Genomic DNA, 14,754 nt, shown 5'->3' with positions numbered 1-14,754 from the left:
GAGCTACCTTTATGTCAGCAGCCAATGTACAGAAAACATGTGAGTCAACTAGGGAAAAGTTAAAACCGGCGATCGATCGGATCGAAAAGTTTTTGAATGAAAATGCTTTGCCTGAACTGGATCAGAATCAGACGGAGGAATCAACAGCCTTCTACAAAGGATTCCTATCAGATCTCCGTCATTTGCTCGTTTTTTCTGAAGTTTCTTACGAAAAACTTGGCGTTGTGCTGCGTCGTGCCAACTTTGATGTCGAATTTGCCGAAAAGGCTCTTTATAATACGTATCACCAAAGTGTAAACGGCTTTTTCTATCCGAAAAATGAGTGCTATTCCGAGGATGGAAGATACGCTTACACTGGTCAGGATGCCATTCGCTTCCGTGATAAGCCCGTTCGTGCCGTACGCGACGTTATTCTTGAAATTTCCAAAACATATGAGGAATTGCGCGATGACCTGGCATATTATGAAAGTGACTATCTGACTCAGCGCCGTATGCAGAACCAACGTAATCACGCTTAATTCTGGTTTTAGTTGTGTGCTGAAAAGTCAGATCTCCGGTCTGAACACAGGTTAATACCAGCGTAAACAATTAAATTAATTACAATAATTTTCCAAGAAAAAACCGCCCTTGTGGCGGTTTTTTTGTGCTGTAGTGAGGGGAGGGGCTGCATTAGGCGCGGGTTTGCTTCTGACCTGTTATCATCTGGCATTTAGCCGGAGAATATCGGATTTCACGCGGGGCAACAATACATGTCGAGGTGATAAAAAAATGAGCCATGACAAACCAATTGTCAAATGCAGCGTATCTAACTGTCATTTCTGGGGAGAAAACAACTTCTGTCAGGCCGATGCCATCATGATTGACATCGACCAGCACGCTACCCGTCGTTTGCATGAGGAATTTGCCGGGGAGACCTTCGACTCCGACCATCATGATCATGCACGTACCTCATCAGCTACCTGCTGCCATACATTCAAACCTAAGTAAGCAGTCATCCTATTGAATAACGGAGGTGCTTTCACGTGAAGAATGATGATTTTAAGGATAATCCGCTGGAGCGTTACAATACCGATGGACGTGGTGAACATCAACGTCAGCGTGTGGACTACCCGAGAAAAGCATTCCGCGAGGAATACGGGGCAGAGATGGCACCGCCAGCAGCTGTGAGGAGAGAGCGCACAGCTCGTAAGGATGAAGTTCCTGCTGATGCCGTGCCTGTGAAGCATGAAGCAGACCGGGTGATGGAATCTACGGGCAGAGCAGCAGGCTATATGGGTCTTGCCTTTGGTATCGCTTCTTTGTTTATGTGGTCCATTGTGCTTGGCCCGGCGGCGGCTGTGCTTGGGTATTATGCGTTTGTGAACGGTCGCAAAACAGCAGGAGCCTGGTCGATCGGGCTAGGTATTGTTGCTACGCTGAGTTACTTTTTTATGCTCCCTTTTGCACGTTAAACAAATGGAATGACGGGATTGGGCCTCGCCATGATCGCGTCAGTAAAGATCTGCAAACCTTCTGTCCTCACTTGTTCATGGTGAAGGATAGAAGGCTTTTTTTCGTATTAACGCATGTCTGAACGTTGAATTGATTATTTTTTATGAAAATGATGGAACCTGTATGTAAAACGATGTAGAATAAAGTCAGCTAGGTTAAATGAAACGGGAGTGAGCAGAACACATGCAGATTGATCCACGAAGTGCGCGACAGCTACTGGAGCTGCAATTGTCTAATATGAGCAACCAAACGAGCGGATCGGCTGCGGCTGATTCAACAAATGATTTTTCGGATGTAATCAGTGGTTTGTTAAATACAAATGCTAATGGTGGAAGTGACTCGGAGAATCAGGCTATACTCTCCAAAAGATCGAATGATGGCCTGCTGTGGCTGCAACTTGGCAGTACATATAGCCCTGACATGCACACAGGAAGTACAACCCATGCGAATGCTCTGAATGCTGTGCTTGCATCCTCTGCTGCAGGAGCAGTGGATTCCGGTAAATCGGTACCAACCGATTTTGAATCGCTGATCGCACAGGCAAGTATCAAATATGGTGTACCCGAATCTTTAATCAAGGCTGTTATTGATACCGAATCAGGATTTAATCCGAATGTAGTCTCATCTGCAGGGGCGAAGGGTCTCATGCAATTAATGGATGGCACAGCTGCAGGCCTTGGCGTGAGTGATTCATTTGACCCGGCTCAAAATATTGATGCAGGAACCAAATATTTGTCACTTCAGCTCCAGCGTTTTGGAGGTCAGGAAAAGATGGCTTTGGCTGCTTATAATGCTGGACCCGGAAGATTATCCAGACTTGGGGTTACGAGCGATAACGAGCTGATGAGCATGCTTCATCTTCTACCTGTAGAAACTCAAAATTATATTTCCAAGGTGGAACGGGCTCGCTCTAAATATATGCTTTAATTAATTTTGTTGAATACAGCGATTGGCAGCCGATGCTGTCCACAAAGATCCAACACAAAAGGCGGGGCTTACCTACAGACTGCTTCTGGTTGGTCTTTTTGTGTTGTAACGAGATCGTGTTACAATGCTCACTGTAGGTTGATGAACGAACTGATAAGGAGGGGACACCTCGTTTTGAAATATTTTGATTATGCTGCAACGACCCCCCCGCATCCTGAGGTGGTTCGCACAATAACAGAAATTATGGAAGCGCAGTTCGGTAATGCGTCTTCCATCCACGGATATGGTGAACGTGCAGATCAATTGCTGCGCCGGGCACGTGCGGGCTGTGCAGCTGCTATTGGTGTCAAAGCGGATGAGATCATCTTTACATCCGGGGCTACGGAGAGCAACAATCTTGCAATCAAAGGGGCAGCGCTACGTTATGCTTCAAGGGGGAAACATATTATTACGACCGCCGCCGAGCATGCTTCTGTATATGAGAGTGTGCTTCAGTTACAGCAGTGGGGCTGGGAAGTAACCTTTTTACCGGTGGACTCCGAAGGCAGGGTCACTGCGGAGCAGGTGATTGAGGCTGTACGTTCAGATACGGTGCTTGTCAGTTTAATGCATGTGAACAATGAAACCGGTACAGTTCATCCGGTGCAGGAGATTGGCCAGCAGCTGAAGCAAAAGGCACCACGGGTTCTTTTTCATGTAGATGGTGTTCAGGGCTTCGGAAAATTGCCTGTGGCCCCGGCCCAGTGGAAAGCAGATCTGTACAGCCTGTCTGCTCATAAAGTTCGAGGGCCGAAGGGGACGGGGCTGCTCTATGTGCGAGATGGTGTCGAGCTTACCTCTCTCCTGTCAGGCGGTTCGCAGGAACATGGCCTCAGGGCAGGTACAGAGAACGTAGCCATGATCGTGGGTATGGCTAAAGCGATGCGAATTGCGGCAGAGTCTCAGCCTGATTTTGCAAGACGCATACGAGTTATTCGTGATCGAATGATAGATACGATAGCCGTTATTCCCGGATTGGAGCTCAATAGCACCAAAGAAGGGGCGCCACATATCGTGAACTTCTCTTATCCGGGCATGAAGGCAGAGGTGGCACTTCATACGCTAGAGCAGTTGGGGTGCACTGTATCTACCCAATCTGCCTGCTCCTCTCGTTCAGCTGAACCGAGTCGTGTATTGCTTGCGATGGGGAGAGAGGCTGCCTGCGCTGCGGGGGGACTACGAATTAGTTTTGGTGATGAACATACAGAAGAGGATGCGGCTATGCTGGAACAGGCACTGCATCAAATGGTGGCGCGGCTGCGTCCACTCGAAAGGCGGATGTGAATTAAATGTTGAATTATGATATGCTGCTGCTTCGTTTTGGAGAGTTTATGTTAAAAGGCAAAAATCGTGCGCGCTTCGAAAAAACGATTATTACTCAAGTCAAAGCGCTGCTCAAGCCTTACCCTGGAGCATCGCTGCGTAAAGAATACGGACGGGTTTACGTGGATCTCGGCGGGGAGTCTCATACACAGCTCATCCCGGTGCTAAAGCGAGTATTTGGTGTAATGTCAATTAGCCCTGTCAAAGTTACTCCGTCTGAGATGGATGCCATTGTGCAAACGGCGGTTGCATTTATGGATGAGCGTGCTGAGGAATTCGGAGAAGGCACAACCTTCAAAGTAAATGCGCGGCGGGTATGGAAGGCGTTCCCGCATTCTTCTCATGAAACCAATCATCTGGTCGGCTCGCCGATTCTACGCAAATTTCAGCAGCTGAAGGTGGATGTCCGTGATCCTGATATTGAGCTACGGGTGGAAATTCGCGAGCAAGGCACGTATATCTTCAGTGAAGTCATTGCTGCCGCAGGCGGATTCCCGCTCGGAACAAACGGCAAAGCGATGGTGTTGTTATCTGGTGGCATTGACAGCCCTGTAGCGGCATGGTCTTCAATGCGTCGTGGCTTGGAAGTAGAGTGTGTGCACTTCTACAGTTATCCTTTTACTAGTCAGCGTGCCAAAGAAAAGGTCATTGATCTGGCTCGTGCGCTTGCCGATCATGCAGGTACGATGAAGCTGCATCTCGTTCCTTTCACGGAGATTCAGACAGCGTTCACCCAGTTGGGGCAGGACAATCTGATTATTACACTAATGCGTCGTTCGATGCTGCGTATTGCAACCAAGCTGGCTGAGCGTGAGCGTGCCCTTGCCCTGATTACCGGAGATAGTCTGGGTCAGGTTGCGAGCCAAACGCTTCCAAGCATGAATGTCATCGGACGCGCTACGGACCTGCCGCTACTGAGGCCGCTGGTTATGATGGACAAACAGGAGATTGTTACACTATCCAAACAGATTGGCACCTATGATATTTCCATTTTGCCTTATGAGGATTGTTGTACATTGTTTGTTCCAAAATCTCCGGCCACCAATCCTAATCTTCGCATCGTTGACAAAATTGAAGCAACGATGAGCCAGCTGCCGGAATGGCTGGATCAGGCGGTTGAACAGACCGAAACAATTATATTGCATGCGGGAGAAGCTCCCGTGCTTACTGGGCAGTCAGAGAACAATGAGATGAAGGATGACTGGTTCTGAAAGGCGTATTTTTGAAGTCAAGAGCAGGGTAGACATAACAATTGAAATGTTAATAGACACAAAACAGGACTGACCGACATAAACGGACAGTCCTGTTTTTATTGCTGTGAACATATTCATATGCAGAGCAACGGGTTTCTGCGCTGTCTCCTAAGAATAGGAACGCTGGCGTTCACCCTGAGCTTTACTGCTGGCACTGCGTTTGCGATAACCTGCAATGACAACGCCGACAATCACCACAATAATGAATAGAATGCGCAGTGCAGGGTGCTCGGTGAAAAAAGGCATGAGCCGCTTCTCTTCGGTAATCATGTTGGAGGCGGTGTAGCCCAGTACAATCGCGCCAACATAAATAATCCATGGAAACCTGTTAATCAATTTGATAAACAGGGTGCTGCCCCAAACAATAATGGGCACACTGATCAGTAGTCCGAGGATGACAAGCACCAGATGCTGCTGCGCAGCTCCCGCTACGGCAATCACATTGTCAAGTCCCATGGCCGCATCCGCGATAATAATCGTACGCACAGCGGTCCAGAGGGATGTTCCTGCCTGAATGTCGGTGTGCTCATCGCCTTGATCAGCGAGCAGCTTGTAGGCAATCCAGATGAGCAGCAAGCCTCCTACGAGCAGCAACCAAGGTACTTTAAGCAGCCATAATACAACGACGGTAGCCACAATTCGAATGAGAAGGGCGCCGCCTGTGCCGTACAAAATGGCCTTTTTTTGTACAGAAGGGTGTAGATTTCTGGCTGCAAGACCAATAACGATGGCATTATCGCCAGCCAGGATCAGATCAATAAAGACAACGTTCAACAAAGCCAGCCAGAATGCAGGACTAAACAGCTCCATGGCAATATGTCACTCCCTGTATATTCTTCAATCACTAAGAATAGCATGTACAACTTCCACATACAAGTTAGAGTGGGGGGATGAGGACATGGATACATTATGGCTGTTAACGCAAATTTTAATGATCAATCTGGTGCTGAGTGGAGATAATGCTGTAGTCATTGCACTGGCAAGTAAAGATTTGCCTGCGGCTCAACGTAAAAAGGCGGTATGGTGGGGGGCATTTGGTGCGGTGCTTCTACGTTGTGTGCTTACGTTTGCAGCGGTATTGCTGCTCGGCATTCCATTTATTCAGGCGGCGGGTGGATTGTTATTATTCTGGATTGCCTTTAAACTGCTGCTTCAGAACGATGACGAAGTACATATTCGCAATGCATCTACAACCTGGAAGGCGATTCAAACGATTCTGGTTGCAGATTTTGTGATGAGTCTGGATAATGTATTAGCGATTGCTGCTTTGGCGGATGGGGATCTGGCTTTGATTGTCATTGGAATTGCAATCAGCATTCCTATCGTTGTATGGGGTAGCGGAATGATTGTCGGTTTGCTGAAGCGTTTTCCCATTCTGGTATATGCGGGATCAGGCATACTCGCATTTACGGCGGGGGAGATGTTAGTGAAGGATCCGAAGCTTGGAGAGTGGCTGGGCGGTATGGCAGCGGAAGCACATGCAATGTTGCCGGCAGCGATGGCTTGTCTGGTTATTACGGCAGGAGGGGCTCACCGCTTCGTTCGCCGCAATGCTTAGAGGGTTCTGAAATAAAATGAGTGCTGATGATAGGTGGGGTGTCTCAGGGTTGAGCCCCCTTTTTGGCATATGTAAAAGAATAAGGTAATGATAGGGGCGGCTAAATTTATAAATGTTCCTGGCTAAGGGAATAAAGGATCATATCGAGTCATTATACGCTTGTATAGAAGGACTGAATCAGGTTGGAGCAGTAACCTTCGATATGTTTGTTTTGGTATTGCAGGATGAGCGTATTTTCAACATCAAGTATAGTTTTTTGCAGAAACATCAGATACACTATAGACAGTGAAATGGCTTGTTTTTGCGACTAGAAATGTGTTCAGTTGTTGAAAGTTTGCGCAATTTGGAAATTACATAGCTAATGAAAACAAGAGGTGAATAAGATGAAAAATGAAAAAGCGATCGGTCTGTTTATTGTTGCTGCGGGGCTGGTCATTTTGCTTGGCAAGTTGGGTGTGTTTGCATTTATCGGTCGAAACTTCTGGCCTCTCCTGCTTTTGCTACCGGGTATTGCGCTATATGTATTATTTTATGCTCGCATGACACCTAGCTGGTCATTATTACCCGCGGGAGTGCTTACCGTATACGGTGTACTGTTCAGCATAACGAACATCTGGGGGGCCGGACTGATGAGAAATCTGTGGCCTGTTCTGCTGCTGGGCGTTGCTGTAGGTTTGCTTGGATATGGCATGGTTGAGCGACACAGGCCCGAATTTGTTTATCCGGCTGCACTGATTATCGGGGCGGTATCTGTTGTTTTGCTGGCGTTTACACTATTACAAACCGGCATCATTTATGTGTTTGCTGTCCTGCTTATTCTGGGCGGTGTCTGGTTGCTTGCTGGACGAGGACGAACAGGCCGCGGCAGGGGGTGGTAAACATATCCGCTCCTAAACTGTGCAGTTTTGAGCGAAATATCTTGATTTTTACCTATGATAAACTATAATATAAGGGATATAGACATGCGTCGGGTTATCACCGACGCTTATTTTGTGAGTAACCCGCGATTTTGCGGGAAGTTTAGTAGATAAGAATTGAAATTGGAAAGGATATGGATACAAACCATGCATTCAAGAGAACACATTCGCAATATTGCGATTATTGCCCACGTCGACCACGGGAAAACAACACTTGTCGACAAGTTGCTCCAGCAATCCGGTACATTCCGTGATCACGAAACGGTACAGGAGCGCGCAATGGACTCCAACGATTTGGAGCGTGAACGCGGTATTACGATTTTGGCCAAAAACACGGCTATAACTTATAAAGACTACCTGATCAACATTGTGGACACACCAGGACACGCCGACTTCGGCGGTGAAGTAGAACGTATCATGAAAATGGTTGATGGCGTATTGCTCGTTGTTGATGCTTATGAGGGCTGTATGCCCCAAACGAAGTTCGTGCTTCGTAAAGCGCTGGAGCATAACCTGACCCCAATCGTTATTGTAAACAAAATTGACCGTCCAGCGGCTCGTCCGGCTGAGGTTATTGATGAAGTACTTGACCTGTTCATCGAACTGGGTGCCAACGATGAGCAACTTGAATTCCCTGTCGTATATGCTTCCGCATTAAACGGAACATCGAGCATGGAAGACGATCCTGCCAAACAAGATGACAACATGATGGCGATCTACGATACCATCGTAAGTCATATCCCCCATCCAACAGAGAACGTTGAAGAGCCACTGCAATTCCTCGTTACTCTTATGGACTACAATGAATACCTCGGACGTATCGCTATCGGCCGTGTAAACCGCGGTGTGATTCGTCAAGGCCAATCCGTTACTGTTATTATGCGTGATGGCAAAAGCAAAACAGCTCGTATCGAGAAACTGTTCGGTTTCCAAGGTCTGAAGCGTGTAGAGACAGAGGAAGCTGGCGCGGGTGACATCGTTGCGATCGCGGGTATTAAGGATATCAACATCGGTGAAACAATCGCTGATCCGAACAATCCCGAAGCTTTGCCGGTTCTCAAAATTGATGAGCCAACACTGCAAATGACATTCCTCGTAAACAACAGTCCATTCGCAGGTCGCGAAGGTAAATGGGTAACTTCCCGTAAGCTGCGCGAGCGTTTGTTGAAAGAACTGGAAACAGACGTATCCCTTCGTGTTGAAGAAACAGATAGCCCGGATGCATTTATCGTTTCTGGACGCGGTGAGCTTCACCTGGGTATCCTGATTGAAAATATGCGTCGTGAAGGCTATGAGCTTCAAGTATCTAAACCAGAAGTTATCGTCAAAGAAATTGACGGTAAGAAAATGGAGCCTATCGAGCGTTTGTTGATTGATATCCCTGAAGAGAGCATGGGCTCCGTAATGGAAAGCCTGGGCGCACGTAAAGCAGAGATGGTTAACATGATCAACACAGGTAGCGGTCAAGTTCGTCTGGAGTTCCTGATTCCTGCACGTGGTCTGATTGGATACAGCACCAACTTCCTGACGTTGACTCGTGGTTATGGCGTAATGAACCACGCATTTGACAGCTACGCTCCAGTCGTATCCGGTCAAGTGGGCGGACGTCACCAAGGCGTGCTGATCTCAACGGAAACAGGTACATCTACGTTCTATGGAATGATGGGTGTTGAGGATCGTGGTACGCTCTTCCTTGAGCCTGGTACAGAAATTTACGAAGGTATGATCGTTGGTGAGCATACACGAGACAATGACATCGTTGTCAACATCTGTAAAGAAAAGCAACTGACTAACGTTCGTTCTTCAGGTAAAGATGATACGGTTAAAATTAAAACGCCGATTATCTTCTCGCTGGAACAGGCCCTTGAATATCTGAATGAAGATGAATATTGTGAGATTACACCGAAATCTATTCGTCTTCGTAAGAAAATTCTGAATAAATCCGAGCGTGAGCGTGCAGAAAAGCAACGCAAAATGGCTCAAAATAACGCGTAATACCGACTATCCTAAGAGGTACAAAAGTCAATGTTTGAGGAGACGTCATTGCACGATTGAATGATTCCTGCCTTTCGCCACAGGTAGTGGAGGGAGAGGAATCGATTCTGAAGAAGCGAAGCGCTCGCCTTTGTCACCGAATTTCAACACTTGATAGAGTGTTCAAAAGAAATTCGGGGACAACAGCGATCAAAAGAACGATCCGAACCCGGAACGGTCGAACGAGCGACGAAGAATCTCATGGTGCAGCAGTAAGGTCCAATCAATGAATTGATTTTTGTACAGCATGATCATGAAAGGAGATGCCTTAACATGCAAGCATGGTTTGCATCACACCCGATCATCGCCTATATCGTCATCTTTGTACTGATTACTTACGTGTATAACAAGGTCTTTCGGGTACGTCAGAAATTGCCGATCGGTAAGGAAATTGTATTGTATATTTTGATGGCGATGGGCACGTTCATGCTTCTTATTTTTCAGATCGACAAGCTGCCCATCATTCAATGTTTGCTGGTAGCGGTAGGTTTGATGCTGTTAGTGCGCGTGCGTTATTTCGTTGAAGGTCGTCAAAAGAAAAAAGCGGAAGCTGCCGCTCGAAACTCATAAATGCTGTCTATGCATAAATACATCCGTTTTCCTTCGGGAAAGCGGTTGTGTTATATATAGACCAAACAGATGTGATAAAGGTGTTGAATATATGAACTCAAATTCAAACGGGCTGCCTCCACGGAGACAAGCTTCAATTTCATCCGGCACTTCAGGAAACAGAAATAGTAAAGGGAAGCAGCCGAAGAAGAAGAAACGCATGAAGGGGTTTGTAAAATTTGTTCTGAGTATACTGGTCATCAGCATTCTGGTGGGCGGGGGGTATGTGTACTGGGTTTATAATCAGGTGGCGAATACAGGAATAGACAAGCCTGTTCCTCCTGGTATGTCTGCGACGACGAAGCCGCTCACAATGTTATTGCTGGGAACGGATAATCGTCCCGAAACAGGGACGTTTTTGTCCGATGTCGTTATGGTTGCTGCACTTAATCCGAATACGAAGACAGCAACGGTGGTATCCTTGCCACGCGACACACGTATTCAGCTCGATGGATATAAGTCCAACAAACTTAACGCTTATTATCCAAGATTCAAAACGCAGGAGAAGACCTCGGGTAAAAAGGCAGAAGATCAGATGAAAGAAATGATGGGGCAGTATCTGGGTGTAGATATCAATTATACTACAGTGATTAACTTCCAAGCTTTTCGTGATGCGGTGAATGCTGTAGGTGGAGTAGATGTCACGGTGGATAAAAACATGTGTTACAGGGATACCGCTGACAATACAGATATTAATTTGAAGGCTGGGCCCCAACATCTGGATGGCAAAGAGGCACTGGATTTCGTTCGTTACCGTAAATCCAATTGCAAACCCAAAACAGCAGAGTCTAATGATTTTGATCGCAACAAACGTCAAAATCAGGTCATGAACGCAATGCTGGATCAGATGAAATCTCTTGGCGGCATTACGAAGATTGGTAAGGTCATTGGTGCGGTAGATAAAAATATGACTACGGATGTGGAATCCGAGCAGATGAAAAATTTTATTGCTACCTATTGGAATATTTCCACTGCAGATGTACACTTTACTCCAGTTACCGGGGAGTGGAGAAGTCCTTATGTTTACATTAATGAGACTGAATTGGCAAATGCAAAGCAGGCACTTCAAGATACACTCGCAGGGAATGTGAAGGCAACGACAACAGCTCAGTAGCTTTATGATGTGGGGATTGGAAGCCGGGTTCTCAGTGTGTTATAATAACATCACAAGATAAGAATTGCATAAAGAAGGTTAGGGGGCTGGTTGAATGTCCGAAGCCGTCACACAATTAACAGAAACTCTGTTACAGCAATTCAAAGATGAGACCTTTGTGCTTTTGAGCACTGTGGATGTTGAATCCGGAGGTCCGACTTCAACAGCAATCTCCTGGATTTATGCTGAGAATGCTTCTACTTTTCGTCTGGCGATTGACCATCTTTCCCGTCTTGTCAACAATATGATCCAGAATCCGCTGATTACGATTACGGTTTTTGGTGAAGAGATGGTATATGCGGTGAATGGACGTGCTTCCGTGCGGCAAGATCCGCTACAGGATGTCCCCTTTAATATGTGCTGTTTCGACATTACGATTGAAGCGGTGAGAAATGCGCTGTTTTATGGCGCTCAACTGTCCTCTGTGCCTCAATTTGTTAAAATATATGATCAGCGTGCTGCGGAGAAGCTTGATGAGCAAGTTTTTGCAGCCATGAAAAAAGCCTAGTGAGAGATCACTGGGCTTTTTGTTGTCTTTTTTCATAGTTGTGCTGTTGCATATATTGATCCTGAGCGGGGGCATCCGGGTTTTGACGAACTTTGACGTCTTTCGGAAGCTGCGGAATAATGCGGCCTACCATATCGGCAAGCTCTGAAGCAAAACCGGAAATCGGGTGTCCTTTGCGGATATGTTCACCAATCTCTTTGATGCGCTCAGTGACGTCAGCATCGGCAGTTACGATGGAATCCACACCCTCCGGGTCCTTACGAAGCGCTTCGGCAACGGAGTATTTAATAGTACCGACACGAGCACGTTCCAGATCGCCATCTACATCAATGCCGACAACAGCTGTGTTACCAAGAATCACACAATTGGCATCTTTCACTCCTTCAACTTGCTTGGCCAGAGCTTTGAGGTGACTTACTCTTTTTTGGTTTGTCATACGGCCTGTCTCTGTTTCGTCGGCAGTACTAAGGTTATGAACTTCATCGGTATGTTCGTTCAAATGATTCACCCGTGAAGGATGCATTCGATCTTCCTGCTGTGTAGTTATGTTTCCTCCATAGCTTCTCGGGTGCATCTCATGCAATTCCTGTGAGGCATTGCGTGTAGAAGAGTTACAGCCTGTCAGGATAAAGATCAGAAGCAGTGTGCAAATCCCCATTTTCATAAAAGTTCAATCCTTTCTTGGAGTTTTTCAGAATGGTTGACAATTATTTTGCCCTAGTCGAATACATTTATGTATGGGAGCATGATTGTCCATGCCGCTGCTGAAGATCACACGACCAAGATGAACTCGGGAATGAAGGGAAACGGACGGCTCATAGAGCCCCATCGTCATTCCCGAGAACACGTTCCAGCCCATGCATTTAACGACGCCGCTTTGGAGGGGATTGAATGAAAAAAATTTTTGTATTGGATACCAATGTGCTTCTGCATGACCCCAATGCCATATTTGCCTTTGAAGAACATGAGGTAATCATTCCCGCGGTTGTACTGGAGGAGATTGACTCCAAAAAAAGAAATGCCGATGAGATCGGACGTAACGCCCGCAATGTGTCCAGACTGCTGGATGGACTTAGAGAGCTTGGTCATCTGCATAGCGGTGTACCTCTTGCGAATGGAGGCAATCTGAAGGTTGAACTGAATCATCGGAGTTTTGTGAAAGTTCAGGAAATGTTTGGGGAAGTGTCCAATGACAATCGAATCTTGGCCGTCGCGCTGAATTATCAGATTGAAGAAAATGAAAAAGAAGTGGTTGAGCATCAAGTTGTGCTTGTCAGTAAAGATGTTCTTGTACGAATCAAAGCGGACGTCCTTGGATTGTTCACACAAGATTACTTATCGGATCGTACGGCTGGACTCAGTGAGATGTACCCCGGATATACCGCACTGAAGGTTCATCCGTCCGTGATTGATGAGTTTTACACATATCGTTTCTTACCGATCAAGCCATTGCAGCTGTCCTACTCACTCTATCCGAACGAGTTTGTCATTCTGAAGGATGAGATGGGTACGAACAAATCCGCTTTGCTCAAAGTGAATACGGAAGGAACCAAGCTGGAGCCGCTGTTTCTCAGCAATGATAATGTGTGGGGGATCAGCGCACGCAATGCACAGCAACGGATGGCACTAGAACTTCTGTTGAATGATGATATCCCGCTGGTGACCATTACTGGAAAAGCAGGTACAGGTAAAACGCTGTTAGCGCTGGCGGCAGGACTGCTGAAGGTGGAGGACGATCACAAATATAAAAAGCTGCTAATTGCAAGACCGGTCGTACCTATGGGTAAAGATATCGGCTATCTGCCAGGAGAGAAGGAAGAAAAGCTTCGTCCATGGATGCAGCCTATTTACGATAACCTTGAGTTTTTGTTTGATACCAAGAAGGCTGGCGATATTGATAAAATTCTGATGGGTCTTGGCAGCATTCAGGTAGAAGCACTCACGTATATTCGCGGAAGATCCATTCCGGGTCAGTTCATCATCATTGATGAAGCCCAGAACCTGTCAAGGCATGAAGTGAAAACGATCGTATCCCGGGTAGGGGAAGGAAGTAAAATTATTTTGATGGGTGATCCTGAGCAGATTGACCATCCTTATCTGGACTCTGCTAGTAACGGCTTAACGTATATCGTGGAACGATTCAAACAAGAGGGCATCAGCGGACATATTATGCTTGAAAAAGGAGAACGTTCCAAGCTAGCTCAGCTGGCGGCAGACTTGTTGTAAGAAAGCAGCTTGAACCTAATCATTCTGGATTTATTTCCCGGAAAATGTTTGAAAAAAAGCCGACTCTAATAGTTACTCTGGTATTATCCCCTTTAAGTAGACACTTAAAAAAACCTTCATGTTATCATGAGGGTTCAAGTGACACTTGGAGGGGATATTTTTATGGCGAAAAAAGGACAAACGTTTCAGACCTATACCGAAGAATTCAAATTGAATGCAGTCAGATCATATGTCGAAGGTTCTTCGAGCTACAAGGTAGTCGCTGAACGCGAAGGAATTCGAAATTGTTCACAACTGAAGGTTTGGGTGAAAAAGTGGAAAAACGGAGAAGCGTTCGATGAGCGAAAAAACAATGTCCCGAACCCACTGAAGGGGCGTTCCCGTACTGCTTTTAGCAGTGTAGAAGAAGAACGAGACTACCTTCAAGCACAGGTAGATTATTTAAAAAAGCGGTATCCAAATCTAGTAAAGGAGAAGCGCTGAGCCAACGGGAGAACTACCACATTGTAGATGAACTGCGCAGCTTGCATGGTATTACACGCCTGTTATCGATTACAGGGATACCCCGATCGAGTTACTACAAATGGCGAGCCACCCAGCCGCAGCGAGACGCAAGAGAGGCTCATGACCGCGAAATCAAAGAACAAATGATGGCGATTCATTTTGCAAACCCAGAGTTTGGTTATCCTCGCATGACTACGGCATTGTGGGAGGCC

16 protein-coding genes and 1 pseudogene are annotated in these 14,754 nt (G+C 46.5%); 15 read left to right on the top strand and 2 right to left on the bottom strand.

Annotation, left to right across the window (positions count from 1 at the left end; translation table 11 throughout):
- Nucleotides 1-11 precede the first annotated feature (11 nt).
- From DFQ00_RS18520 to thiI, 6 genes are all read left to right on the top strand, one after another.
- Nucleotides 12-518 carry a YpuI family protein gene (locus tag DFQ00_RS18520; RefSeq protein WP_110897972.1) on the top strand — a complete coding sequence of 169 codons (507 nt, stop codon included), beginning with the start codon at nt 12-14 and terminating at the stop codon, nt 516-518.
- Between the two features lie 250 nt (nt 519-768).
- Nucleotides 769-987, top strand: a complete 219-nt coding sequence (locus tag DFQ00_RS18515; RefSeq protein WP_110897971.1) for a DUF1540 domain-containing protein — start codon at nt 769-771, stop codon at nt 985-987.
- Nucleotides 988-1,022: 35 nt separating this feature from the next.
- Nucleotides 1,023-1,451 (top strand): hypothetical protein, encoded by a 429-nt coding sequence (locus DFQ00_RS18510; RefSeq protein ID WP_110897970.1) that lies wholly within the window; start codon nt 1,023-1,025, stop codon nt 1,449-1,451.
- A 223-nt stretch (nt 1,452-1,674) separates the two neighbouring features.
- The gene (locus tag DFQ00_RS18505; protein ID WP_110897969.1) at nt 1,675-2,418 is read left to right on the top strand and encodes a lytic transglycosylase domain-containing protein; all 744 of its coding nucleotides are present in this window, start codon (nt 1,675-1,677) and stop codon (nt 2,416-2,418) included.
- Nucleotides 2,419-2,592: 174 nt separating this feature from the next.
- Entirely contained in the window at nt 2,593-3,741 is a 1,149-nt protein-coding gene (locus DFQ00_RS18500; protein WP_110897968.1) for a cysteine desulfurase family protein, read from the top strand.
- A gap of 8 nt (nt 3,742-3,749) precedes the next feature.
- Nucleotides 3,750-4,991, top strand: coding sequence for a tRNA uracil 4-sulfurtransferase ThiI (gene thiI, locus DFQ00_RS18495; protein ID WP_110898080.1), 1,242 nt, complete (start codon nt 3,750-3,752; stop codon nt 4,989-4,991).
- Between the two features lie 150 nt (nt 4,992-5,141).
- Here the strand turns inward: thiI and DFQ00_RS18490 are convergent, their stop codons facing one another.
- The gene (locus DFQ00_RS18490) at nt 5,142-5,843 is read right to left on the bottom strand and encodes a TerC family protein (protein ID WP_110897967.1); all 702 of its coding nucleotides are present in this window, start codon (nt 5,841-5,843) and stop codon (nt 5,142-5,144) included.
- 88 nt (nt 5,844-5,931) lie between these two features.
- Between DFQ00_RS18490 and DFQ00_RS18485 the strand changes: the two genes are divergently transcribed.
- From DFQ00_RS18485 to DFQ00_RS18455, 6 genes are all read left to right on the top strand, one after another.
- On the top strand, nt 5,932-6,591 hold the full coding sequence (locus tag DFQ00_RS18485) for a TerC family protein (protein WP_110897966.1): 660 nt from the start codon (nt 5,932-5,934) through the stop codon (nt 6,589-6,591).
- A 383-nt stretch (nt 6,592-6,974) separates the two neighbouring features.
- Entirely contained in the window at nt 6,975-7,469 is a 495-nt protein-coding gene (locus DFQ00_RS18480; protein WP_110897965.1) for a hypothetical protein, read from the top strand.
- A gap of 186 nt (nt 7,470-7,655) precedes the next feature.
- Complete coding sequence (typA, locus tag DFQ00_RS18475) at nt 7,656-9,503, top strand: translational GTPase TypA (protein ID WP_110897964.1); 1,848 nt, start codon at nt 7,656-7,658, stop codon at nt 9,501-9,503.
- 312 nt (nt 9,504-9,815) lie between these two features.
- Nucleotides 9,816-10,112, top strand: a complete 297-nt coding sequence (locus DFQ00_RS18465) for a YlaH-like family protein (protein ID WP_110897963.1) — start codon at nt 9,816-9,818, stop codon at nt 10,110-10,112.
- Between the two features lie 91 nt (nt 10,113-10,203).
- Nucleotides 10,204-11,265, top strand: a complete 1,062-nt coding sequence (locus tag DFQ00_RS18460) for an LCP family protein (RefSeq protein WP_110897962.1) — start codon at nt 10,204-10,206, stop codon at nt 11,263-11,265.
- A 94-nt stretch (nt 11,266-11,359) separates the two neighbouring features.
- Nucleotides 11,360-11,812, top strand: a complete 453-nt coding sequence (locus DFQ00_RS18455; protein ID WP_110897961.1) for a pyridoxamine 5'-phosphate oxidase family protein — start codon at nt 11,360-11,362, stop codon at nt 11,810-11,812.
- Between the two features lie 7 nt (nt 11,813-11,819).
- Here the strand turns inward: DFQ00_RS18455 and DFQ00_RS18450 are convergent, their stop codons facing one another.
- Nucleotides 11,820-12,476, bottom strand: a complete 657-nt coding sequence (locus DFQ00_RS18450) for a YhcN/YlaJ family sporulation lipoprotein (protein WP_110897960.1) — start codon at nt 12,474-12,476, stop codon at nt 11,820-11,822.
- A 227-nt stretch (nt 12,477-12,703) separates the two neighbouring features.
- Between DFQ00_RS18450 and DFQ00_RS18445 the strand changes: the two genes are divergently transcribed.
- The 3 genes and pseudogenes from DFQ00_RS18445 to DFQ00_RS29565 all read left to right on the top strand — a co-directional run.
- The gene (locus DFQ00_RS18445) at nt 12,704-14,038 is read left to right on the top strand and encodes a PhoH family protein (protein ID WP_110897959.1); all 1,335 of its coding nucleotides are present in this window, start codon (nt 12,704-12,706) and stop codon (nt 14,036-14,038) included.
- Nucleotides 14,039-14,200: 162 nt separating this feature from the next.
- A complete protein-coding gene (locus tag DFQ00_RS18440; protein ID WP_110897958.1) occupies nt 14,201-14,521 on the top strand; it encodes a transposase in 321 nt (106 codons plus the stop codon).
- Between the two features lie 41 nt (nt 14,522-14,562).
- Nucleotides 14,563-14,754: pseudogene (locus tag DFQ00_RS29565) on the top strand (hypothetical protein); the annotation flags it as partial.

The organism is Paenibacillus barcinonensis, from assembly GCF_003217495.1.
In the GTDB taxonomy this organism is placed as follows: Bacteria; Bacillota; Bacilli; order Paenibacillales; family Paenibacillaceae; genus Paenibacillus; species Paenibacillus barcinonensis.
Note: the sequence above shows the minus strand (reverse complement) of the source record. Positions and strands in the feature narration are given on the sequence as shown.